The sequence below is a fragment of the Phenylobacterium sp. genome (assembly GCF_041691455.1).
Classification (GTDB): domain Bacteria; phylum Pseudomonadota; class Alphaproteobacteria; order Caulobacterales; family Caulobacteraceae; genus Phenylobacterium.
On record NZ_JBEPUO010000003.1, the window covers coordinates 286,499 to 307,190 of the forward strand.

Annotated in this window: 21 protein-coding genes and 1 tRNA gene; 14 read left to right on the top strand and 8 right to left on the bottom strand. The window is 69.8% G+C overall.

What is annotated here, in order from left to right; genetic code table 11:
* Positions 1-2: 2 nt before the first annotated feature.
* The 6 genes from ACESMY_RS07890 (at position 3) to ACESMY_RS07915 (ending at position 5,288) form a co-directional block, all read left to right on the top strand.
* Positions 3-1,022 carry a 2'-deoxycytidine 5'-triphosphate deaminase gene (locus ACESMY_RS07890; protein ID WP_372783952.1) on the top strand — a complete coding sequence of 340 codons (1,020 nt, stop codon included), beginning with the start codon at positions 3-5 and terminating at the stop codon, positions 1,020-1,022.
* 167 nt (positions 1,023-1,189) lie between these two features.
* Positions 1,190-1,612, top strand: coding sequence for a hypothetical protein (locus ACESMY_RS07895; RefSeq protein ID WP_372783954.1), 423 nt, complete (start codon positions 1,190-1,192; stop codon positions 1,610-1,612).
* 44 nt (positions 1,613-1,656) lie between these two features.
* Positions 1,657-2,103 (top strand): hypothetical protein, encoded by a 447-nt coding sequence (locus ACESMY_RS07900; RefSeq protein ID WP_372783956.1) that lies wholly within the window; start codon positions 1,657-1,659, stop codon positions 2,101-2,103.
* Positions 2,100-2,525, top strand: coding sequence for a hypothetical protein (locus ACESMY_RS07905; RefSeq protein WP_372783958.1), 426 nt, complete (start codon positions 2,100-2,102; stop codon positions 2,523-2,525). Before ACESMY_RS07900 ends, ACESMY_RS07905 begins: the two co-directional genes overlap by 4 nt.
* Positions 2,522-2,713: a helix-turn-helix transcriptional regulator gene (locus ACESMY_RS07910; protein WP_372783960.1), complete on the top strand. Its 192-nt coding sequence runs from the start codon at positions 2,522-2,524 to the stop codon at positions 2,711-2,713. The genes ACESMY_RS07905 and ACESMY_RS07910 overlap by 4 nt, the downstream gene beginning before the upstream one ends.
* A 31-nt stretch (positions 2,714-2,744) precedes the next feature.
* Positions 2,745-5,288, top strand: a complete 2,544-nt coding sequence (locus ACESMY_RS07915) for a TonB-dependent receptor domain-containing protein (protein WP_372783962.1) — start codon at positions 2,745-2,747, stop codon at positions 5,286-5,288.
* Between the two features lie 13 nt (positions 5,289-5,301).
* Here the strand turns inward: ACESMY_RS07915 and ACESMY_RS07920 are convergent, their stop codons facing one another.
* Both ACESMY_RS07920 and ACESMY_RS07925 read right to left on the bottom strand, forming a co-directional pair.
* Positions 5,302-5,895, bottom strand: a complete 594-nt coding sequence (locus tag ACESMY_RS07920) for an HD domain-containing protein (protein WP_372783964.1) — start codon at positions 5,893-5,895, stop codon at positions 5,302-5,304.
* 63 nt (positions 5,896-5,958) lie between these two features.
* Positions 5,959-7,068, bottom strand: a complete 1,110-nt coding sequence (locus tag ACESMY_RS07925; RefSeq protein WP_372783966.1) for an NADH:flavin oxidoreductase — start codon at positions 7,066-7,068, stop codon at positions 5,959-5,961.
* 187 nt (positions 7,069-7,255) lie between these two features.
* On the opposite strand from ACESMY_RS07925, the gene ACESMY_RS07930 reads away from it, so the two are divergent.
* Both ACESMY_RS07930 and ACESMY_RS07935 read left to right on the top strand, forming a co-directional pair.
* On the top strand, positions 7,256-10,123 hold the full coding sequence (locus ACESMY_RS07930; RefSeq protein WP_372783968.1) for a hypothetical protein: 2,868 nt from the start codon (positions 7,256-7,258) through the stop codon (positions 10,121-10,123).
* Between the two features lie 87 nt (positions 10,124-10,210).
* Positions 10,211-10,285, top strand: a tRNA-Gly gene (locus ACESMY_RS07935).
* An 11-nt stretch (positions 10,286-10,296) separates the two neighbouring features.
* Here the strand turns inward: ACESMY_RS07935 and ACESMY_RS07940 are convergent.
* Positions 10,297-10,800 (bottom strand): OsmC family protein, encoded by a 504-nt coding sequence (locus ACESMY_RS07940; protein WP_372783970.1) that lies wholly within the window; start codon positions 10,798-10,800, stop codon positions 10,297-10,299.
* 182 nt (positions 10,801-10,982) lie between these two features.
* Between ACESMY_RS07940 and ACESMY_RS07945 the strand changes: the two genes are divergently transcribed.
* The 4 genes from ACESMY_RS07945 to ACESMY_RS07960 all read left to right on the top strand — a co-directional run bounded on the left by ACESMY_RS07945 (position 10,983) and on the right by ACESMY_RS07960 (position 13,226).
* The gene (locus ACESMY_RS07945) at positions 10,983-11,228 is read left to right on the top strand and encodes a hypothetical protein (protein WP_372783972.1); all 246 of its coding nucleotides are present in this window, start codon (positions 10,983-10,985) and stop codon (positions 11,226-11,228) included.
* A 61-nt stretch (positions 11,229-11,289) separates the two neighbouring features.
* Positions 11,290-12,342: a hypothetical protein gene (locus ACESMY_RS07950; protein WP_372783974.1), complete on the top strand. Its 1,053-nt coding sequence runs from the start codon at positions 11,290-11,292 to the stop codon at positions 12,340-12,342.
* A gap of 5 nt (positions 12,343-12,347) precedes the next feature.
* Positions 12,348-12,812 carry an NUDIX domain-containing protein gene (locus ACESMY_RS07955; protein WP_372783976.1) on the top strand — a complete coding sequence of 155 codons (465 nt, stop codon included), beginning with the start codon at positions 12,348-12,350 and terminating at the stop codon, positions 12,810-12,812.
* A 153-nt stretch (positions 12,813-12,965) separates the two neighbouring features.
* Positions 12,966-13,226, top strand: a complete 261-nt coding sequence (locus ACESMY_RS07960; RefSeq protein WP_372783978.1) for a DUF6356 family protein — start codon at positions 12,966-12,968, stop codon at positions 13,224-13,226.
* A 7-nt stretch (positions 13,227-13,233) separates the two neighbouring features.
* Here ACESMY_RS07960 and ACESMY_RS07965 read toward each other — a convergent pair whose 3' ends face one another.
* The 5 genes from ACESMY_RS07965 to ACESMY_RS07985 form a co-directional block, all read right to left on the bottom strand.
* Positions 13,234-15,330, bottom strand: coding sequence for a M13 family metallopeptidase (locus ACESMY_RS07965; RefSeq protein ID WP_372783980.1), 2,097 nt, complete (start codon positions 15,328-15,330; stop codon positions 13,234-13,236).
* A gap of 119 nt (positions 15,331-15,449) precedes the next feature.
* The gene (locus tag ACESMY_RS07970) at positions 15,450-16,160 is read right to left on the bottom strand and encodes a Crp/Fnr family transcriptional regulator (protein ID WP_372783982.1); all 711 of its coding nucleotides are present in this window, start codon (positions 16,158-16,160) and stop codon (positions 15,450-15,452) included.
* 276 nt (positions 16,161-16,436) lie between these two features.
* The gene (locus ACESMY_RS07975) at positions 16,437-16,931 is read right to left on the bottom strand and encodes a pyridoxamine 5'-phosphate oxidase family protein (protein WP_372783984.1); all 495 of its coding nucleotides are present in this window, start codon (positions 16,929-16,931) and stop codon (positions 16,437-16,439) included.
* A gap of 61 nt (positions 16,932-16,992) precedes the next feature.
* Positions 16,993-17,958, bottom strand: a complete 966-nt coding sequence (locus ACESMY_RS07980) for a CsgG/HfaB family protein (RefSeq protein WP_372783986.1) — start codon at positions 17,956-17,958, stop codon at positions 16,993-16,995.
* A 70-nt stretch (positions 17,959-18,028) separates the two neighbouring features.
* Entirely contained in the window at positions 18,029-19,327 is a 1,299-nt protein-coding gene (locus ACESMY_RS07985) for a SulP family inorganic anion transporter (protein ID WP_372783988.1), read from the bottom strand.
* A 254-nt stretch (positions 19,328-19,581) separates the two neighbouring features.
* Here ACESMY_RS07985 and ACESMY_RS07990 point away from each other — a divergent pair, with 254 nt between their 5' ends.
* Together ACESMY_RS07990 and ACESMY_RS07995 are read left to right on the top strand one after the other, a co-directional pair.
* Entirely contained in the window at positions 19,582-20,097 is a 516-nt protein-coding gene (locus ACESMY_RS07990; protein WP_372783990.1) for a thioredoxin family protein, read from the top strand.
* A 204-nt stretch (positions 20,098-20,301) separates the two neighbouring features.
* Positions 20,302-20,688 carry a GntR family transcriptional regulator gene (locus ACESMY_RS07995; RefSeq protein ID WP_372783992.1) on the top strand — a complete coding sequence of 129 codons (387 nt, stop codon included), beginning with the start codon at positions 20,302-20,304 and terminating at the stop codon, positions 20,686-20,688.
* Positions 20,689-20,692: the final 4 nt, after the last annotated feature.

Genomic DNA, 20,692 nt, shown 5'->3' on the forward strand with positions numbered 1-20,692 from the left:
CCATGAGCGACTTTCAACGCCCGGGCATCCTGCCCTGCCAAGCCATCGAGGCCCTGATCGCCAACCGCGCGATCACCGCCGACACGTCCTTCGAAGCCGACCAGGTCCAGCCGGCGAGCCTGGACCTCAGGCTCGGGGCCCGCGCCTGGCGGGTGCGCGCCTCGTTCCTGCCCGGCCGCCACACGGTGCGCGACCGGATCGACGCTGTCGCCATGCACGAGGTCGACCTGACCCGCAGCGCCGTCCTCGAGCGCGGCTGCGTCTACATCGCCGAGCTGCAGGAGCGGCTCAAGCTGCCGAAGGGCGTCTCGGCCCGGGCCAATCCGAAGAGCTCCACCGGCCGGGTCGACGTCTTCGTGCGGCTGCTCTCCGATCATGGCGCCGCCTTCGACGACGTCGACGAGGGCTATGACGGGCCGATCTACATGGAGATCGCGCCGCAGACCTTCTCGGTCCTGGTCCGCACCGGCACGCGGCTGAACCAGCTTCGCCTGAAGGCCGGCACGCCGGAGCGCCTGCGCACCGAGAGCGTCGGCGTCGACCTGACCGGCGAGATCGCGGGCTTCCGCGGCCGCCGCCACGCGGGCCTCGTCGACCTCGACCACGAGGACGGCCACGACCCGCGCGACTTCTGGGAGCCGCTCAGGCCCAAGGACGGCCAGCTGCTGCTCGACCCCGGCGAGTTCTACATCCTGGCGTCGAAGGGCGCCGTGGAAATCCCGGTGATGGAAGCCGCCGAGATGACGCCCATCGACCCCTCGGTCGGGGAGTTCCGGGTGCACTACGCCGGCTTCTTCGATCCCGGTTTCGGCACCGACGAGGCGCACGGCAAGGGCTCGCGCGGCGTGCTCGAGGTCCGCAGCCACGAGACGCCCTTCATCCTGGAGGACGGCCAGACGGTCGCCCGCCTGGTCTACGAGCCGCTCACCGAGAAGCCCGAGCGCCTCTACGGCGACCTCGGCTCCCACTACCAGCGCCAGGGCCTGAAGCTCTCCAAGCACTTCCGCGTCTGGGACGAGTGATCCTTCCTCTCCCACGCGTGGGAGAGCGGCGGAGAGGGCGGGTCCGCCGCCGCCTGCCTACCGTTCCCACTCTTCGATGAATGGGAAGGGAAGCCGACTTTTTGTCAGGCGTGCTTGACACATAGTTTGTGTCATGTTTCCTTGTCAATCAGACAAGGGAGGTTCACATGACCACCGCCAAGGGCTGGCTCGACGGGCGCAGCTACATGCTCTGCGCCGCGCTGCTCGCGATCGTCGCCTCCGGTGCGATCAAGGCGTTGCTGCTGTTCGGCCGACCCGCCGAAGCCCTCGCCGTCATGGCGGCCCTGGTCGGAGCCGCCATCGTCGCCAGCCTCACGCTGGCCGGCCGCCTCGATGAGGCCGGCCGGGCAGCGGCGCGTTTCGCCTGGTATTGGGGCGGCGGCGGCGCGATGGCGCTGAGCCTCGCGGCCCTGGCCGCCTATGCCGCGGCAGGCGCGCCATTCCTCGACCCGGCGCTGCACGGCGGTTGGACCCCCGTGGAGCTGGTCGCGCTGGGCGCCTTCGGCCTGGCCTCCGCGCAGTTCGCCGGCTTCGCCATCGTGGGCGCCGCCTGGTGGCTGAAACGCTGAGCGCCCGCTCTCCCCACGACGCCTCGAGACAAGGATGCCGACGCATGTTCGACCGACGCTCGCTATCTGTCTGGAAGTTCCTGGCGGCCGCCTGGGGCGGCGTGCTCGCCGTGATGCTGGCGACGCGCCTGCTCTTCCCCACCTCGTCCGCCGATGTCGGCACGAGCCGGGTCATGATCACCACGCTCGCCGCCGCGATCGCCACCGGCTGGGGCCTCTGGATGGCGGTGCTGGCCTTCCGCCGGCTGGACGAGTTCCAGCAGGAGGCGGGCAAGTTCGCCTGGTATTGGGGCGGCGCCATCGGGCTCGGCGTCTCGGGGGTGGGCTACGCCTTCATCGGACTGGGCGGCCTGCATTGGCTGGACCCCGCGCACTTCCACCTGGGCAAGGATCTCTTCCGGGCCTTCCAGATCGGATATCTGCTGGGGGTCGGCTGTCCGTTCCTGGGCTTCCTCGTCGCGCGCCTATATTGGACGGCGGCCAAGCGATGAGCAGCCCGACCTCCCGCCGCGGCCGCCTCCGCTGGTCGCCTGCGATGAAGCGCCACCAGATGCGCGTCTGGCCGACGCTTGCCGTCTACGCCGTCGTCCTGACGCTCGTCATCCGGCTGTTCGGCAGCCATCCGCCCACCGGCGTGCTGCGCTACCTGGCGGCCGCGGCGCCCGCGATCCCGCTGATGGGCCTGATCGTCATCAACGCCCGCTACCTAGTCGAGGAGACTGACGAGTTCCGCCGGTTGACCATGATGCTCTCGATGCTCTGCGGCTTGGCCGCGGCGCTGGCGGTGACCAGCGTCTGGGGCTTCCTTGAGGTCCTGGCAGGCGTTCCGATGGTGCCGCTCTATCACGTGGCCACGATCTACGTGGTCGCCCAGGGCCTCTCCGCGCCGGTCATCGCCTGGAGATACCGGTGAAAAACCGGCTGAAGGTGCTGCGGGCCGAGCGGGATTGGAGCCAGGCCGATCTGGCCGACCGGCTCGACGTCTCGCGCCAAAGCGTCAACGCCATCGAGACCGGCAAGTACGATCCGTCCCTGCCGCTCGCCTTCAAGATTTCACGCCTGTTCGACATGCCGATCGAGACGATCTTCGAGGACGGCTAGCGCCAGGTTCAGGACACGGGGGTTCCAGTTGATGTCACGAGGTTTCCAATTCGCGGCGATGGCCGCCTGCGCCGCGCTCGCCGCGCCGGCCGCCGCTCAGGACGCCGCCGGCGCCTGGCGCGGCGTGCTGATCGCGGGGCCCAACGTCCTGCGCGTTGTCGTGCGGGTCAGCGCCAGCCCCGACGGCAAGCTTCAGGGTGAGTTTCTCAGCATCGACCAGAGCCCCAAGGGGTTCCCGCTCGCCGACCTCAAGGTGGCCGGCGGCGCCCTGTCTTTCGGCCTGCCGCAGATCTACGCCAGCTACGAAGGCAAGTGGGACCCGGCGCGCAACGCCTGGGTGGGCGTCTGGAAGCAGGGCGCGGGCAGTCTGCCGCTCACCCTGGAAAAGGGCGAGTTCGCCGCCGCGCCGCCTGCGCCCGCCGCCGCTGCGCCCAAGCCCGCCCAAACCCCGGCCGCCCAAACCCCCGTGGCCAAGGCTGGCGGCGGCAAGACGGTCGAGGGCGTCACCGTCCAGGGCCAGTCCAATGCCGGGATGCGCGTCGATATCGACCGCCGCAGCTACGACATCACCAAGGACCTGCAGGCTCAGACCGGCTCCATCGCCGACGCCCTGCGCAACATCCCCTCGGTGCAGGTGGACGTGCAAGGCAACATCTCCCTGCGCGGCGATCCGAGCGTCACCATCATGGTCGATGGCAAGCCGTCGAGCCTGTTCAAGGGGCCTTCGCGCGGCCAGGTCCTGCAGAACCTGCCGGCCAACGCTTTCGAGCGCGTCGAGGTGATGACCAACCCCTCGGCCGCCTTCCGCCCGGACGGCTCCGGGGGCATCATCAATCTGATCCCGAAGAAGGCCCGCCAGATGGGCAAGGCTGGCTCGATCCGCGTCACCGTGGCGGCCGACGACAAGGCCCAGCTCAACTTCAACCTCTCCTCGGTCGGCCCGAAGCTGACGCTCTCCGGCGACGCCGCCTGGGCGCACGAGAAGCAGCAGGTGACCCTGGACGACCAGCGCGCCAGCCTCGACCCGGTCAGCGGCCGCTTCCTCGACAGCGCCCAGCACAGCGACGTGGACCAGACGGTGGACCTGCTCATCGGCCGGGCCGCGTTCGACTACGATCCCGACTCCAAGACCCGCATCTCGGGCGAACTGCGCGGGACGGGGATCCGCGCCGACGCCGACACGGCCACCAGCTTCCAGGGCCTGGGCCTCGGCGGAGCGCCGCTCGCTTTCGACCGCACGGGCACGGTGGCGGTGGACCGCGTCAACCTGGCGGCCAACGGCAGCTGGCGGCGCAAGTTCGGCTCCGAGCCCGACCACGAGCTGGTCGTCGACCTGACCCAGGACCGTAACACCGAGCGCCTGCAGCGCAACGCGATCATGACGGCGCTCACCGCCGGCGTGGCCGACCGGGCCGAGAACATCCGAAACGACACCGACACCGACCAGAGCCACGTGAAGGTCGACTACACCCGGCCCTTCGCGGACAACGCCAAGCTGAAGACCGGCTACGAGCTTGAGTACGACCGCTCCGATTTCGACAACTCCGGCCGCACCGGCCCGAGCGTCGCGACCGAGGTCCTCGACGCCTCTCTGATCGACGACTTCAGGTTCAGCCAGGCGATCAACGGCGTCTACGCCACCTGGCAGCAGCCGATCGACAAGCTGACCGTGCTGGCCGGCCTGCGGCTGGAAGACACCAGGATCGACATGAAGGATCCCACCACCGGCTTCCAGGGTTCGAATGACTACACGCGCTTCTATCCCTCGCTGCACCTCGCCTGGAAGGTGGACGACGCCCAGGAGCTGCGCGCCAGCTATTCCGAGCGGATCGCCCGGCCGCAGCCGGCGGACTACAACCCCTTCCGCGTCTATCGCGACCCCTTCAACTTCACCGCCGGCAACCCCGATCTGAAGCCGCAGGAGACCCACTCCTTCGAACTCGGCTACCAGTACCGCAAGGGCTTCACCTACTACCTCGCCACGGCCTATTTCCGCGACAACGAGAAGGGCGTGACCGACGTGGTCACCGACTTGGGCGGCGGCGTGCTGCTGACCGCCAAGGAGAACCTCACCCGCAGCCAGAATGGCGGCCTGGAACTGGTCGCGGTGGGCCGGTGGGGCTCCAAGCTCAGCTACCAGGTGCGCGGCGACGCCTTCCACAACGAGATCGACGCCTCGGGGCTGGGCTTCGCCGGCAGGCGCTCGGACTGGACCCTCAGCGGCGGCGGCTCGCTCACCTACCAGATGACGCCGAAGGACCAGTTCCAACTGGTCGGCCAGCTGACCGGCAAGCGGCTGACGCCGCAGGGCTATCATGAGCCCCTGGGCCTGGTGTTCGGCGGCTACCGCCACCAGTTCAACAAGGACTGGGCGTTCAGCGTCTCGGGACGCGACCTGCTGAACTCCTACCGCGACACCCTGGTGATCGACACGCCGGCCCTGCGCGACCGGGTCGTGACGCGGGTGAAGCTGCGCGCGATCTTCCTGCAGCTGACCTACAGCTTCGGGTCGGGCCCGCGGAAGGACACCGGCATCGACTACGGCACCAGCACAGCCGGCGCCGGGCCGCGCTAGGCGCCGTCCCGCCCTAGGCGGCGTCCTCGCGCTTGTAGATCGATTGCCGGGGCGCGGCGGTCACCCGGCGCAGCATCGGCTCGAAGGCCTCCAGCGGCATCGAGTCATAGGCCGGGTCGAAGCTGTTCTGGTCGTAGAGGTGGCAGAACTGGGCGCAATATTCGAAGTGCGGATGGCCCCGGAACTGCTCGCGCATGTCGCGGTCGAGGCCGATGTAGTGGAAGAAGTAATAGCCCTGGAAGACGCCGTGCTTGTCCATCATCCAGTGGTTGGCCTCGGAGACGTAGGGCTTGAGGATCGTAGCCCCGAGCTCGGCGTGGTTGGCCGGCATCAGGATGTCGCCGATGTCGTGCATCAGGGCGCAGACCACATATTCCTCGTCCTGGCCCGCGCGGTGCGCCCGGGTCGCGGTCTGCAGCGAGTGCTCCAGCCGGTCGACCGCGAAGCCGCCGTGGTCGTTGTCGAGCAGCTTCAGATGGGCCAGCAGCCGGTCGGCGAGCTCGCCGCGGTGCGGGGCGGCGGCCCGCCCGATGGCCATCCAGTCCTCCTGGGTGCCCTCGGTCATGGCGTGGAATTTCGCGCGGTCCAGGACGTCGCCGTCGGCCATCGGGGCCTCCTCTGATCTTCGTGCGATGGTGCGGCCGTGGGGCCGCCCCGTCAACGCAGGGCCTCAGGCCGGCTCGGTCGCGGTGGCGGGCTCTTCGACGAAGCCCTTCCAGGTCTGCATGTACTTCACCATGGCCGGCCCCAGGCCCTCGGCGCGCAGGTGCTCGGCGCTGACCGGCGTCTTGATCGGGGTGAAGCCCGGATCGGCGGCCAGTTTCTGCGGCCAGTCGTGGTGCAGGATCGCGGCCCGGCCCAGCAGCACGAAGTCCATGCCCCGCTCCAGGCAGGTCCGTGCGTCGTCCGGCGTCATGATCTTGCCGGCGCACCCCAGCCGCGTCCCGCCGCGCGGCAGGTCGGTGAACCAGCCCATCAGGGTCCGCTCCTGGTGCGCCTCGTCGACCGGCAGCTTGGCGTAGTCCCAGAGCGACATGTCGAGGTAGTCGAGCCGGCCCTCGGCCATCACCTGGCGGGCGAGCTCGCGAATCTCCATCAGCTTCAGGTCGAACCGCTCGGGCGAGAGCCGCAGGCCCAGGCTGAAGTCGGGGCGGCAGCGGGCGCGGACGCCGTCGAGGATCTCCTTGATCACCCGCGCGCGGTTCTCCGGGCTGCCGCCATAGCGGTCGTCGCGCCGGTTCAGGCCTTCGCTCAGGAACTGGCAGAGGATGTAGGAGTGCGCGCCATGGATCTCGACGCCGTCGAAGCCCGCCCGCTCGCAGCGTTCGGCGGCGGCCACGAAGTCCTCCACCAGCTGCTCGACCTCGGCGGTGGAAAGCCCGCGCGAGCCGGTGGCCTCATCGTCCGACGGCGCGACAGGCGCCTCGCCGATCAGGTCCTTGGGCGAACGCATGCCGGCATGGTGCAGCTGCGCCACCGCCAGGCTGCCGAAGCTCTTGATGGTCGCGGCGAGCCGGGTCAGCCCAGGCAGGTGCTGGTCGCCGAACACCCCGAGCTGGCCCGGAAAACCCTGGCCGATCCGCTGCACGTGCGCCGCGCAGGTCATGGTCAGGGCGAAGCCGCCCTTGGCGCGGTAGGTCAGCCACTTGAACTCGTCGTCCGACAGGGTGCCGTCGACATGGCTCTGCAGGTTGGTGAGCGGGGCCAGCGCCAGGCGGCTCTTCATCGCCGGCCCGTGGGCCAGGGTCATCGGCTCGAAAAGGTCGGGCAAGGCTGGCATCCCCAAACGCGTGTTTGAACCCCTCATAGCGGACGGCGGCGCGGGCCCGCAATCCAGCGGACCTGACAGCGGCGCCAACCCCGCTGGCGCCGCGCGTAGCGCCGGGTTCGATTGAACTGAAATACCAACGTTGGGTGACAAGTCCGCGCTAACGGTTAAGCTTCGCCCCGACGCCGGAGCGCCGCCAATGGCTCGTCGCTGGTTTCGGATCCTTGCCGCCATACTGGGGCTCTGCCTGATCGCAGCGGTCGCCGCCCCGGCGCTGGCGCAGGAAAAGCCGGCCGCCTCCGGGGAAAAGCTGAAGATCGAGCCGGCCCAGAAGCCCAAGCTCGAGAACCCGCGACTCGATCCGATCGAGGTCTATTGCACCGAAGAGGACAAGCAATCCGCGATCCTGGCGATCGAGGAGGGTCTGGCGCTCGCCCGCGAGGACCTGAAGAAGGTCAACGACTGGAGCGCGCTGGAGTGGGCTCATCTCTACGCGCTGCGCCGCCTGGGGTCCGCCGCGGACGCCGACATGCAGGCCAACCGGTTTCGGGATTCCCAGGGCGCGCGTTTCCAGGCGGCCGCGACGGTGGCGCAGTTCGAACGCGCCCTGGCGCGCGCCAAGGCCCGCAAGATCATCGATTGCCGCGATCCGAGGCGGATCGTCCCGCCGGCCCCGCCCTTGGAGAAGCTTCCCGGCGGCGCCCGCAAGGCCCCCTGCACCCAGGCGGAATTGGAAGCCTACCTCAAGGAGTTGCAGGAGGAGGAGAAGGCCGCCGCCCTGAACCAGGCCAAGGCCGAGGACTATCTGGCCGAGCTCGACGCGTTGATCGAGGCCGCCAAGAAGCCCGGCTCCCTGTTCGGCAAGGCGCTCCCGCAGCTGACGATCGCCCGCGACGCCTACGAGGGGGTGGTGAAGGAACAGGACCAGGCCGTTGGCGACGTGCGGCGGGAGATCGAACGCGCCCGCAAGCAGGAACCCGTCGACTGTCCGAAGAAGGCCGTCACCCCGCCCCCGGGCCCCAGCGCGCCCGCGCCGGACGCCCCGAAGCCCGAGTCGCCGAAACCCGGACCCCTGAAACCGGAACCGCCGAAGCCCGCCAGTCCTGGAACCCCGCCCCGGCCCGAGGGTCCCAAGCCCGGCGATGGCCACGGCTCGCTGCCCTGGTCGCCGCACCGGCCGCCGTTCCCGCCGGCGGGCCTGCCCGCGATCCCCGCCTTCTGCGACGAGTTCGCGCGCAATGGGTTCCTGAACGGGGCGATGCTGCCCGAGCTTGCCCGGGCCAACGCCAATGTCGGGGCGGCCAACGCCTATCTGACCGAGCTCAACGCGGAGTTCGCCGAGGCCAACCGCGCCGGCGCGCCGGTGGCCCAGGTGGTGGCGATCAAGCAGGAGATCGACGCCTACGGCGCCGTCGCCCGCGAGACCCAGGCCCGGGCCGCGGACCTGCAGGCCGAATTCCAGGCCGCCCTGCATCAGCCGCTGGGCGCGGCCTGCCCGGTCACCGCTGCGGCCCCTCGCCCCCCGCCGCCCGTCGATCGTCCCTCGCCGCCGGTCGCTGAGGCCCCGCCGCCTTCGGACGGCGCGCGGCCCTGCCATTGCCTGGACCGCAGGCCGATCGAGGTCGGCGCCAACGCCAAGGTGGGCTCCGGCGCCCGGGCCCGGGACAAGGCGGTCTCCACGGCGGTGGGCCTCGTCGGCGGCCTGCTGGGCGGCGGGGGAGGCGGCGGCGGGGGCGGCGGGTCGGACGGGCCGAAGCTTTCGGTCTGCCGTATCGCCGACAAGGAGATGACGGTCTTCGACGATCCTGCGACGGGGGTCTCGCTGAAGGTCGGCGCCAAGCGCAGCGGCGACAAGGTCGTGGTCTTCGCCGACGTCGCCAAGTCGCCCGACGACGGCACCTTCCAGGCCGCCTGGCTGCAGGACGGCGACGGCGCGCGGCAGGCGCCGCGCGATCTCGGCATCTGCGAGCTGTGGGGCGAGTGGAAGCTCACCGTTTCCTGGACCCGCACGACCTATGTGAACGACCAGGTCGTCAGCCGTGAAAGCGGCGGCTGGAGCCGCTCGGGCGAGTTCCATATCCCCGGGACGATCTCGACGGCCGCGGCCCCCGACGGCCTGTGGAAGCGGCTGGGCTTCTCCAACGCTTCGCACGGCGCGCGGCGCATCGCGCTGACCTACGACGCCCCCAGGGCCAAGCTGGCGGCGGGCCCGCTGGGCCTGGTGATCCATGTGACCCGGCCGGGCCAGAACCCCGTCACGACCGCGCCGTTCGCCTTGATGCTGCGCGAGACGCCCACCGGCTTCGTCGTCGAGCGGCCGCCCGCCTGCCTCTGCGATGGCGCTGTGAAGGGGAGTTTCTCCGACGTCCCGGTCCAGGAGACCGAAGTCGCTCCGATCGACTACCGGACCGGCGACGAGCAGGCGACGCGGCGCAAGGTCCCCGGCCTGCCCAAGACCGCGCCGAAGCCCGCCGAACCTCCGAAGACCGCCGCCGCGCCGCCGGCCGAGATGCCCAGGACCGCGACGCGGGAAAAGGAGGAGCCGTTCGAGACCGACGCGGAAACCGAGGCTCGGCGCGCGAAGTCCGATGCGGCCCAGGACCGGCGCTTCGCCGAGACCGCGCCGAAGCGGGAGGCCTACGACAAGCGGATCGACGAGATCGCCAAGGGCGCCGGCCCCGCCGGGGGCGCCGACACGGTCGAGCACTCCGGAAGCCTCGACGAGGACGGCCTGCCGACCGACGCGAAGCTGGACTACTTCCGCAAGGATTTCCCGCTGCCGATCTACACCGTCACCGTCGATGGCGAAGGCCATGTCACCGGCAGCGGCTACACCCCCGCCTACCGGGCCTACATGACGATGAAGGCGGCGGTGAAGGGCGAGCGGATGTGGATCAACAACTCCTTCGCCAGCGGCCCGGACGGATCCTACATCGATCACGCCTGGGTCAAGGACGCGGACGGCAACGTGCGCGGCGAGTTCACCTTCGGCCCGGACGGCAACGCCAAGACCGGCGAGATTTACGACGCCGAGCACAACCGGGTGGGCGTCCTCAACAATCCCTAGCGGACCGCGACCGGAGGCGCCCCGGACGGTCTCGCGCCGCTTGAGGGGCCGCGAGAGACCGGCTAAGGGATGGCGCCTCCAAGGAACGCGGGCGTAGCTCAGGGGTAGAGCACTAGCTTCCCAAGCTAGGTGTCGAGGGTTCGAATCCCTCCGCCCGCTCCAGTTTCCCCAGATCAGTCGGCGCAGGCCTCCTCCATGTCACGCATGTGTTCGGACGGGGTCGCCAGCGAGGGCTCGGCGTCCTTGGCGGCGGGATTGAGGGCGGTCCTGACGTCCGCGCCGCGGTCGAGCGTGCGGTGGACGGGGCAGCGCTCGGCGATCTGCAGGAGCTGGGCCTTCTGCGCCTCGTCGAGAGGGCCCTCCAGGCTGATCGTCCGGTCGAAGCGGTCGCGGGCCTCCAGCGAGGCGCGGTGGTGCAGGACGCTGACCTCGACCTTGGTCAGCGGCCAGCCCTTACGCTCGGCGTAGAGCCGAAGGGTCATGGTCGTGCAGGCGCCCAGCGCCGCGCTCAGGAGGTCGTAGGGGTTGGGGCCCGAGCCCAGCCCGCCGACCGAGGCCGGCTCGTCGATCAGGAACTCCGCGGCGCCGGTGCGCGCCAGCATCTGCAGGCGGCCATTGCCGGTCTCCGAAACCAGCACGGTTTCGCCATCGATCGGGAGGATGGGGTCGGCGGGCATGGCGGCGGGCTCCTGTTCTGGCGGGACTTTTCGATAGACCAGACCGGGCGCCGGCTCGACTCGATTCCGCCGAACTCCGGCGACCCTGCCGGCCGCCTCCGTACAAGTCCGTAGGTAACCAACCGAAGTGGCCGCGCCGCGCCGCGGGGAATAGGTCTTGGTTAACAACAGGAGCAAGACCGATGGCCGGCGAGCTGAACCCCACCCAACCCATGCAGGCGCTGGTGTCGCGCTCCGAGCTTCGTCCCGGCGCGCCGGCGACCTATCTGCGCCTCAACGAGGGCGGCGCCAGCGACTGGACGCTGGACCCGCATGACGCCACGCCATTCGACTCCATGCGCGAGGCCGCCCGCATGGCGCTGCGCCTGCCGGCCGCGCTTCGCGCCTACGGCCTGCCGCGCAACGGCGAGATGACCCTCACCCACTGACCAACCGGCGCCTGGCGGGCGGCGATTTGCCGAGGGCGGCAGGGCGGTGTCAGATGCCGCCATGGTCCGCCTTCTCGCCCTCCTGATCGCGCTCGCCGCGGCCCTGCCGGCGGCCGCCGCGCCGCCCGCGCGCACCGAGCTCCCGATCCGCCAGACGGCGCTCAGCAACGGGGCCCTGCGCTACGCCGTGCCGATCAGGGTCGGCCGCACCGAGCTCCTGGCCAGCCTCGATACCGGCTCCACCGGCCTGCGCATCCTGCCGGGCGCCCTGGGGCCCGCCGACGCTGTCGTCAGCGCCGAGCCCGAGACCTACGGCTACGCCTCCGGCTCGAAGTACGAGGGCGTGGTGGCCGAGGCGACGATCGCCCTGGGCGAAGCCTCGGGGACCGCGCCCATCCACATGATCCGGACCATCGGCTGCTTCGCCCACCTGCCGCGCTGTCCGGCCTCGCGCACCACGATCGACCGGTACGGCATCGCCAGCGACGGCCTGCCGGGCGAGGGCTTCAAGGCCATCGTCGGCATCGACATGGCGCCCGGCCGGGTCGGCAACCCGCTGAGGTCGCTCGGCGTGCGGCGCTGGATCGTCGATCTGCCGCGGCCGGGCGAGGGCGACGGCCGGCTGATCCTTAACCCCGCGGACGCCGAGACCGACGGCTATGTCATGGTCCCGCTGGCCGCCCCCTACGCCCATGAGCGGGGCGGCGGCCTGCATGACGCGGTGCCGGGCTGCCTCAGCAATACCGAGACCCGCGCCCGGGCCTGCGGCGTAGTGCTGCTGGACACCGGCGGGCGCGGCCTGCAGGTCGCCAACGGCCGCTTCGAGGGCGAGCCCTGGCCGGACGGTACGACCGCGGCGCTCGACCTCTTCGACGCCGGCGGCGGCCTCGCCGCCCGCGCGGCCCTGACCACCGGCCTGCGCGACCAGGGCACGCGGCTGGCCTTTCGGCGCGAGAGCCGGGTTTATGGCGTGGTGATCTATGCCGGCGTCGCGCCCTATCTGGCCTATTCGGTGCTCTATGACGCGCGCCGCCAGATGATCGGCCTGAAGCCGCGGCCGCCGGGGCCCACAGCCGACAGCCCGCGCGCGCTCGCCGTCGCGCCGGGCGGCTGAAGCCCATGGCGCGCGCGGTCAGCGCCGGCGTCCTGGCCTGGCGGCGGCGGGCGGGCGGTCCGGAATTCCTGCTGGTCCATCCGGGCGGCCCCTACTGGGCGAAGAAGGACGAGGCCGGCTGGTCGATCCCCAAGGGCCTCGTGGACGAGGGCGAGGACGGCTGGGCGGCCGCCCAGCGGGAGTTCGCCGAGGAGCTCGGCCAGCCGATCGCGGGCGAGCCTGTCGCGCTCTCGCCCTGCCCGACGCCGGGCGGCAAGCTGATCCTGGCCTGGCTGGTCGAAGCCGATCTCGAGGTGAGCGAGGTCCGGAGCAACGACGTCGAGATCGAGTGGCCGCAAGGTTCCGGTCGCCGCGCGCGCTTTCCGGAGGTCGATCGCGCCGCCTATTTCGACGCCAAGACCGCGCTCTGGAAGGTCCACAAGGGACAGAAGCCGATTCTCGCCGAGGCCGTAGAACGCCTTAATAGCTAAGTAATAATCTACAGTTGTGGGATTCAATTCTCGATCATGGCTGATCGATAGAATTGGATTCTCCACATCCGATCTCGCGGCCCGAACGCGACAATGATTTTCCCCAGGCCTTCACCATCATGGCCGCAAGCTGCTTCGAGGGGACTTTTCGTCATGCTGCGCGCCTTCACCGACCATCCCGAGACGGTCGGCGAGACCTACCTGGAGCACATGCACTCCGCCTCCTGGTTCGCCACGACCATGTTCGTGGGCGGCGTGGCCTGCCTGCTGCACGCCATCTTCCCCTTCGCCTTCCAGAAGGCCGGCAGCGCGCGGATCAAGCTGCTGCACGAGCGCATGGTGACCAACCGCCACCGCGCGCCGCACAACCCGGCCCAGCCGCAGTCCTTCGTCGGCTACGCCGAGGGGATTTAGCCCGCGCCTACCAGATCCTGACGCGCTGTTCCGGCGGCACGTAGAGCTTCTCGCCCGGCTGGACGTCGAACGCCTGGTACCAGCCTTCGATGTTGCGGATCGTGCCGTTCACCCGGTAGAGCGCCGGCGAGTGCGGATCGGTGTGCAGCCGCTGGCGCAGGGTCTCGTCGCGGATCTTCTCGCGCCACACCTGCGCCCAGCCCAGGAACACCCGCTGGTCGCCGGTCAGGCCGTCGATCACCGGCGCGGGCTTGCCGTGCAGCGAGGTGTGGTAGGCGTCGAGGGCCAGCGACAGACCGCCCATGTCGCCGATGTTCTCGCCCATGGTCAGCTGGCCGATCACATGCTCGTTCGGCAGCGGCGAGAAGGCCGAATACTGGCCGTCCAGCCGGTCGGTCTGGGCCTTGAACTTGGTGGCGTCCGCGGCGCTCCACCAGTCGGTCAGCACGCCGTCGCCGTTCGACTTGCGGCCCTGGTCGTCGAAGCCGTGGCTGATCTCGTGGCCGATCACCCCGCCGATGCCGCCGTAGTTGATGGCCGGGTCGGCGTTGGGGTCGAAGAACGGCGCGGCCAGGATCGCGGCCGGGAACACCACCTCGTTGTTCACGGAGTTGTAGTAGGCGTTCACCGTCTGGGGCGTCATGCCCCACTCGGACTTGTCGACCGGGCCGTTCAGGCGCGCCACCTGCCTGTGCCACTCGAAGACGCCGGCCCGCTGGGCGTTGCCGTAGAGGTCGTCGCGCTTCAGCACGAGCTTGGAATAGTCCCGCCACTTGGCGGTGTAGCCGATCTTGACCGTGAACTTGGAGAGCTTCTCCAGCGCCTTGGCCTTGGTGTCGTCGCCCATCCAGGGCAGCTTCTCGATCCGGGCCTGGAGCGCGGTGTGGATGTCGCCGACCAGGGCGTCCATCTTGGCTTTGGACTCCGGCGGGAAGTAGCGGGCGACATAGACCCGGCCCACGGACTCGCCGATCGTGCGGTCGGTGAAGGCCACGGCGCGCTTCCAGCGCGGCCGCTCCTCCGGCTGGCCGGCCAGCTCCTTGCTGCGGAACTCGAAGTTGGCCTGGACGAAGGGCCTGGAGAGCAGGGGAGCGGCGCTGTCGGCCACGTGGAAGGCCTGCCAGGCCTTCAGCGTCTCGAGCGGGGTGTCGGCGTAGATCTTGGCGAATTTCGGGAAGGCGGTGTTGGTGGTCACCACCACACGCTGCACGCCCGGCAGGTCGGAGGCGGCCAGGTAGCGGTTCCAGTCGATGCCTGGCGTCATGGCGTTGAGCTCGGCCGGGCTGGCGGGATTGTAGGTCTTGTCGCGGTCGCGCCGCTCGACCCGGGTCCAGGAGGCTTCCGCCAGCTTGGTCTCGAACTCGACGATCGCCTTGGCGTTCTCGGCGGGCTTCTCCCAGCCGGCCAGCGTCAGGATCTGCTGCACATAGGCCTCGTACTTGGCCTTCTTCGCCGCGAACGAGGCCTGCAGGTAGTAGTCCCGGTCGGGCAGGCCCAGGCCACCGGTCGCCGCCAGCACGGCGTACTTCTGAGGGCTCTTGGCGTCGATGGTCACGCCCACCGGCAGGATGGTGGTGAAGCCGGTGGTGTTGGCTTTGCCCATCAGGGTGGTGAAGGCGTCCTTGGTCTTGACCGCGCGGATCTGCACCAGCTCAGGCGCGATGGGCTTGGCGCCCAGCCTGTCGGCCAGGGCCTCGTTCATGAAGGAGGCGTAGGCCGCGCCGATCTTGCCGCCGTCCGGGTCGGTGAGCTTGCCGGCCGCGGCGTCCATGGCGATGGCGTGGACCCGGGCCTCGGAGAGCACCGAGAGCTTATCGAAGTTGCCGAACCGGGTCAGGTCGGACGGGATCTGGGTGCGCGCCGCCCACTTGCCGTTGGCGTAGCCGAAGAAGTCGTCGCCGGGCTTGACCGAGGTGTCCATGCCCGAGGTGTCGAAGCCCCAGGTCCCGTATTTCGGCGAGGCCAGGTCGGCGGCGGGCACCGGCGCCTCGGCGGCCGGCGCGGCGGCGGCCTTCGGAGCCTTCGGCGCGCCCATCGCCGGGCTGACGCCAAGCGCGGCCACGGCGGCGGCGGCAAGCAGGATGTTTCGGCGAACGGGGGTCATCGGCGTCTCTCGTGATGCGCGGAGCGGGGATGGCAGGTTCAATCCTGCGCTGTGCGCCAAGAAACGGGGAATTTTGATCCTGCGCAAGGGCGATAACGCCTCCCCCGCGGCGGGGGAAGCTACTCCTCCGGCAGCAGCCTCTCGTAGGTCCGGCGGATCACGCCGTAGCACTCGCAGGCGAGCTGCTCGAGCACCGCGCGGTCGATGATGTCGACCACGCCGCGGCGATAGCGGATCGCGCCCTTGGCCTGCAGCGCCCTGGCCACCGCCGTCACGGTGGTGCGCTGAACGCCCAGCATGTCGGCCAGGAACTCCTGGGTGAGCGCCACGGTGTTGGTCGAGATACGGTCGTGGCAGGTCAGCAGCCAGCGGCAGAACCGCGCCTCCACCGAATGCAGCGCGTTGCAGGCCACCGATTGGATGGCGTGGCCGAACAGGGCCTCGGTGTGGCGGTCGACTAGGTCGCGGATGCGCGGGCTCTTCTCCCAGGCTTCATGCAGATGGGCCGCGCTGATCCGCGCCGCGCGCGTCGGCGTCTGGACGATGGCCCGCGACAGCGACTGGCGCGGCGCCACCGCGGCCATCAGCCCCAGCGCGCCCTCGCGGCCGATGGTGGCGCTCTCGATGGCCGCGCCGTTCTCCATCAGGGTCATCAGCGAGATGACGCCATCATGAGGGAAGTAGACCGTGTCGATCCGGTCGCCCGGGTCGTAGAGCAAGCGGCCCCGTTCCAGGTCGATCAACGTGAGTTGCGACGCGAACAGCCCCAGGTCTTCGTCAGACAACGCGTCGAGCAGTCGGTTTTGCACCGTGGGGAAGGGCCTTTGCATCGGGGAATCGAAACGTCGCCGTACGGCTTAGGTTTCAAGTTATCGACGCTGGCGCCCAAAAACTGTCGAGTACTCGACACTTCCGGCAAGAGAAATGAGAATAGGTAGAAAAGACTGCGACAGCCCATGGGAATTACGCGGGTTCTGCCGCTTCTACCGATGTCGATAGTCGACCTACGACATCTGGGCGGGTCGATTGACCCTCCTGTTCGCAGCCATCGGCGTCCACCCGTGACGACAGGCGACGCGACGTTCTATTCGGTGTGAAGATCGGTGCTAGTGGAAGGTGACGTCCGGCCAGCCGTCGGCCTGGATGATCTTGCGCAGGCCGCCGGTCCAGGCGCTCTCCCAGGTGAACTTGGTCATCCCGAGTTCGGCGATCCAGACCTCGGCATCGACGCAATCCATGCGCAGCAGCACCAGGCGCGGATCGTCCAGGCCGCCGGCCACCCAGGCGGCGACCTCGGCCGTCCAGTAGCGGGCCAGGCGCTTGGGGTCGTGGACGACGCTGAGCGCGCCGGAGACCGAGGCCAGGAAATCGGCGTCCTGCACCACGAACATGCAGGCGCCGGCCTCGCCGATGCTGCGCACGAGGTCGGTGTCGCTGCGGGCGATGAACCACAGCTGCTTCCGCCGGCGCTCGACGCGGGCGATCATCGGCTGGGCGTGCAGGCCCGACCTAGGCATGCCGAGCAGGCCGATGCGCCGCGTCTCGATCGCCTCCCAGAGCCGGGCCGGAGCCGCCTCGCCCTGGCGCGTTTCGTTCCCCATGAATGTCCCCCCGGACGGGTCGCGGCGGATGCCGAACCGCGCGGCCGCGCGCCGCGCTGCGCTAGTTGTGCGTGCTGATCATGGTCGACGAGACCCAGCCGCGATTGCCGTTCTCGTCGTCGACTTCCCACCAGATGCCGTTCTTCTGGCCGGTGGGATAGACCATGTCTCCGGGATTGAAGCTACGCACTTGCGAGGCGCTCGGCGACGGGGTCTTGCGCATCACCACCGTCTGCTTGACGGAGTAGCCCTGGACGCCGGCCGCCTGGCTCGCCTGTTCGCCGGTGGGCGCGCTGTGCTGCAGGTAGCCGATCAGGTCGACGAAGGCGTTGAAATAGGCCGCCGAGATCACCTTGCCCTGGTCGGTGTTGGAGTAGCCGCCGCCGGCCGCCGCGGCGAAACCGCTCCAGCCGCCGCCGCCGCCGCCCGCGCCGAACGAGATGTCGGTCTTCTGCGAGACGCCTTCGGCCACGTAGAGCTGCTCGGTGGTCCGCGCATCGACCAGCGTGACCAGCGCCTGGGCCTCGGACTTCTTGGTCGAGATGCTGCCGGCGAGCGCGCCGAAGCCGCCCAGCCGCCGGCCGAAGGCGCCGGCCACCGCGCCGATGTTGTTGCCGCCCGAGTTGGAGTTCGAATTGGCCAGGTCGGGGATGATGAAGAAGTCGGCCCCGGCCACCTGGCCCTTGCCGATGTTGGAGCCGCGGCGCAGGTCGCCGCTGGCCCCCAGCGAGGCCTCCTCGTTACGCATCGCCAGTCCGCCGTTACGGTCGACGATCCGCAGGCAGCCGGAGCGCGAGGCGAACAGCTTGATCAGCGTCTCGGGGCTGCCCAGGCCGTACTGGGTCCACCACTTGTTCTCCGGCTCCTTGATCGCCGCGCGGCCCAGGACGTGGTCGCAGTGCGGCATCTCGGGGGTCGCCGCGTTCTTCGGCCCCTTCTTGTCCGCGCCGTATTGGGCGAAAGCCGGCTGCGCCGACAGGAGCGCGGCGAGCCCGATGGCGACGGCCGCGGAGGAGAGGATGCGCATGCTTGCCCCCAAGCGTTGGATCTGAACCGGCGCGTAACCTAACCCCGGTAGGCGGCGGCTTCAATTGCACTCACGCCTCACGCGAGGCGCCCCGTTTCGCTCGCCAGAGTTGGAGGCCCCACAAGACCGCCGCCAGCGCGCAGCCGCAGCCGATTCCAGTCGTCAGATCGCGCGCCACCGTGAGGCCGAAGGTGGTCAGCAGGACGGCCGCGCCGCGCCAGTCGCGCAGCAGCCGCGCGATGGCCGGCTTCTCGGCCATGTTCCAGGCGACCAGCACCAGAACGCCGGCCAGCGCCGAGACCGGCACATAGCTCGCCAACGGCGCAGCCACGATCATGAAGGCCAGCAGGAACACCGAATGCAGCATGCCCGCGACGGGGCTGCGCGCGCCGGCCCGGACGTTGGTTGCGGTCCGCGCGATGGTGCCGGTGACGCTGATGCCGCCGAACAGGGCCGAGGCCATGTTGGCGACGCCTTGCGCGGTCAGCTCCATGTTCGAGCGGTGGCGGCGGCCGCTCATGCCGTCGGCGACCACGGCGGAGAGCAGGGACTCGATGCCGCCCAACAGGGTGAAGGAGAGTGCGGCCGGGAGCACCGCGACCACCTTCTGCAGCGTGACCGTGGGCAGATGCGGCAACGGGAGGCCGTGCGGTATGCCGCCGAACCGCGTGCCGATGGTCTCCAGCGGCAGGTGCAGGACGGCTGCGGCGATCGATGCGGCGGACACCGCGATCAGCATGGCCGGCCACAGAGGCCTGGCCCGTCGCACGCCCACTGTGATGGCGATCACCGCCAGGGCCAGGGCGAAGGCCGGCAGGCTGGCGCTGGGCCAGGCGTGGGCGAGGGCGGCGAGCTTGGGGATCACCGGCCCGGGTTCGACGCCCGGCAGCGTCAGGCCGAACAGGTCCTTCATCTGGCTCGCCAGGATGGTCACGGCGATGCCGGCGGTGAATCCGACGGTGACGGCATGCGGAATGTGCCGGATCAGGCTGCCCAGGCGCAGGAGCCCCAACAAGGCCAGCATCAGGCCGGAGAGGAAGACCGTGAGGATCAGCCCGTCGATCCCAAACTTCGCGACAGTGGCCGCCACGAGCACGATGAAGGCGCCGGCCGGGCCGCCGACCTGGAAGCGACTGCCGCCGAGCGCCGAGACCAGGAAGCCGCCGACGATGGCGGTGTAAAGGCCGCGCTCGGGCGAGACGCCGGAGGCGATCGCGATGGCCATGGAGAGCGGCAGGGCGACGATGGCGACGGTCAGGCCCGCGATGGCGTCGTGGCGCAGGTCGGCGGGACCGTAGCCCTCCGCCAGGGTGGTGGCGAGCTTTGGCCAATAGCGCTTCGCGGAGGCGGCGAGGGCCGCTTCAGGCATGGCTGCCAAGGTCCTTCGAAAGACGCCGGACCTGGTGACCAGTCCGAATTCTCGGTCATCCTAGACCGCGGGCGGCGGCGGGGCACGGCGCAATCGTCGGAAGGCGACCTGGCGCGTTCGAGCCAGATCGCCGTGGGCAGGCCGGGAGCCGGGTTCGCGCGTGAAGATTTCCGGACAGGGCGACTTGGAATTCTCGCGGGACATCCGCGCCGCGGGCTGACCATCTAGGGCCAGTCGCCGACCTGGAACCCCGTATGATCCGTCAAGCCGCCGCCGCGTTCCTCGCTCTGGCCCTGGCCGTTCCGGCCGCCGCCGCGCCCGCCCCGCCGCCGAAGATCGGCATCGAGAGCTTCGCCGAGCTGAAGACGCCCTTGCCCTACCCCTATGACGAGGCCGCCAACGCCAACCGCCAGGTGGCCAGGGCCAGGGCCCGCGCCAAGGCCTCGGGCAAGCTCCTGCTGATCGATCTCGGGGGCAACTGGTGCGGCGACTGCCGGATCCTTTCGGCGACCATGGACCGGCCGGAACTGAAGGCCTTCGTCGATCGCCACTACCAGCTCGTGCTGGTCGACGTCGGGCGGTTCGACAAGAACCTGCAGATTCCCGCCCGCTACGGCATCACCGAGCGGCTGGAGGGCGTGCCGGCCCTGCTGGTCGTCGATCCCAAGACCGACAAGCTGCTCGACGGCGGCCACGTCTCGGCCCTGGAAGACGCCCGCAACATGACCCCCCAGGCGCTCGCCGACTGGCTGGCGCAGTGGACGCGCTAGCCTAGCCCTCCCTCAGCGGTCGCACCTGCTGCTGCGAGACCGGCGCGGATCACCGCCGCGCGACCGTCGTCAAAACCCCTTGCATCAAAATCGGTGTTGTAGTTATGTATAACACCGGTGCAGCGCGAAGCCGCTGATCGGCAGTGAAAAGGGCGGGGTGACCATGCCTCATCGCCAAGAGGTCGAGGCTATCCGGAACGGACGATGGACCCAGAGTGGAACGACAATCAGCCGATCTACCGCCAGATTCGGGACCGGGTCGTCGCGATGATCCTCGACGGCCTGCTCAAGGAAGGCGATCCGTTGCCGTCGGTGCGCACTGTCGCGACCGAGAGCCGGGTCAATCCGCTCACCGTCCTGAAGGCCTATCAGCAGCTCGAGGGCGAGGCGCTCGTCGAGAAGAAGCGGGGCCGCGGCATGTACATCAACACCGGCGCGCGGGACCTGCTGCTGAAGGGCGAGCGCGAAAAGTTCCTCGCCGAGCAATGGCCGGAGATCCACGCGACCATTCAGCGGCTGGGCCTGGCCGAACGACTGCTGGGCGCCGCCAACGGCAACCGGCCGACGTCGGCCAAGCGCGGGGAGGGCTGAGCGC

Bases quoted from the DNA above. Each gene is read 5' to 3' on its own strand.
- ACESMY_RS07995 (WP_372783992.1), top strand. From the start codon at position 20,302: ATGGACCCAGAGTGGAACGACAATCAGCCGATCTACCGCCAGATTCGG.
- ACESMY_RS07965 (WP_372783980.1), bottom strand. From the start codon at position 15,330: ATGACCCCCGTTCGCCGAAACATCCTGCTTGCCGCCGCCGCCGTGGCC.
- ACESMY_RS07970 (WP_372783982.1), bottom strand. From the start codon at position 16,160: ATGCAAAGGCCCTTCCCCACGGTGCAAAACCGACTGCTCGACGCGTTG.
- ACESMY_RS07950 (WP_372783974.1), top strand. From the start codon at position 11,290: ATGGTCCGCCTTCTCGCCCTCCTGATCGCGCTCGCCGCGGCCCTGCCG.
- ACESMY_RS07975 (WP_372783984.1), bottom strand. From the start codon at position 16,931: ATGGGGAACGAAACGCGCCAGGGCGAGGCGGCTCCGGCCCGGCTCTGG.
- ACESMY_RS07925 (WP_372783966.1), bottom strand. From the start codon at position 7,068: ATGCCAGCCTTGCCCGACCTTTTCGAGCCGATGACCCTGGCCCACGGG.
- ACESMY_RS07905 (WP_372783958.1), top strand. From the start codon at position 2,100: ATGAGCAGCCCGACCTCCCGCCGCGGCCGCCTCCGCTGGTCGCCTGCG.
- ACESMY_RS07920 (WP_372783964.1), bottom strand. From the start codon at position 5,895: ATGGCCGACGGCGACGTCCTGGACCGCGCGAAATTCCACGCCATGACC.
- ACESMY_RS07930 (WP_372783968.1), top strand. From the start codon at position 7,256: ATGGCTCGTCGCTGGTTTCGGATCCTTGCCGCCATACTGGGGCTCTGC.
- ACESMY_RS07890 (WP_372783952.1), top strand. From the start codon at position 3: ATGAGCGACTTTCAACGCCCGGGCATCCTGCCCTGCCAAGCCATCGAG.
- ACESMY_RS07915 (WP_372783962.1), top strand. From the start codon at position 2,745: ATGTCACGAGGTTTCCAATTCGCGGCGATGGCCGCCTGCGCCGCGCTC.
- ACESMY_RS07955 (WP_372783976.1), top strand. From the start codon at position 12,348: ATGGCGCGCGCGGTCAGCGCCGGCGTCCTGGCCTGGCGGCGGCGGGCG.
- ACESMY_RS07985 (WP_372783988.1), bottom strand. From the start codon at position 19,327: ATGCCTGAAGCGGCCCTCGCCGCCTCCGCGAAGCGCTATTGGCCAAAG.
- ACESMY_RS07960 (WP_372783978.1), top strand. From the start codon at position 12,966: ATGCTGCGCGCCTTCACCGACCATCCCGAGACGGTCGGCGAGACCTAC.
- ACESMY_RS07900 (WP_372783956.1), top strand. From the start codon at position 1,657: ATGTTCGACCGACGCTCGCTATCTGTCTGGAAGTTCCTGGCGGCCGCC.
- ACESMY_RS07945 (WP_372783972.1), top strand. From the start codon at position 10,983: ATGGCCGGCGAGCTGAACCCCACCCAACCCATGCAGGCGCTGGTGTCG.
- ACESMY_RS07895 (WP_372783954.1), top strand. From the start codon at position 1,190: ATGACCACCGCCAAGGGCTGGCTCGACGGGCGCAGCTACATGCTCTGC.
- ACESMY_RS07990 (WP_372783990.1), top strand. From the start codon at position 19,582: ATGATCCGTCAAGCCGCCGCCGCGTTCCTCGCTCTGGCCCTGGCCGTT.
- ACESMY_RS07980 (WP_372783986.1), bottom strand. From the start codon at position 17,958: ATGCGCATCCTCTCCTCCGCGGCCGTCGCCATCGGGCTCGCCGCGCTC.
- ACESMY_RS07940 (WP_372783970.1), bottom strand. From the start codon at position 10,800: ATGCCCGCCGACCCCATCCTCCCGATCGATGGCGAAACCGTGCTGGTT.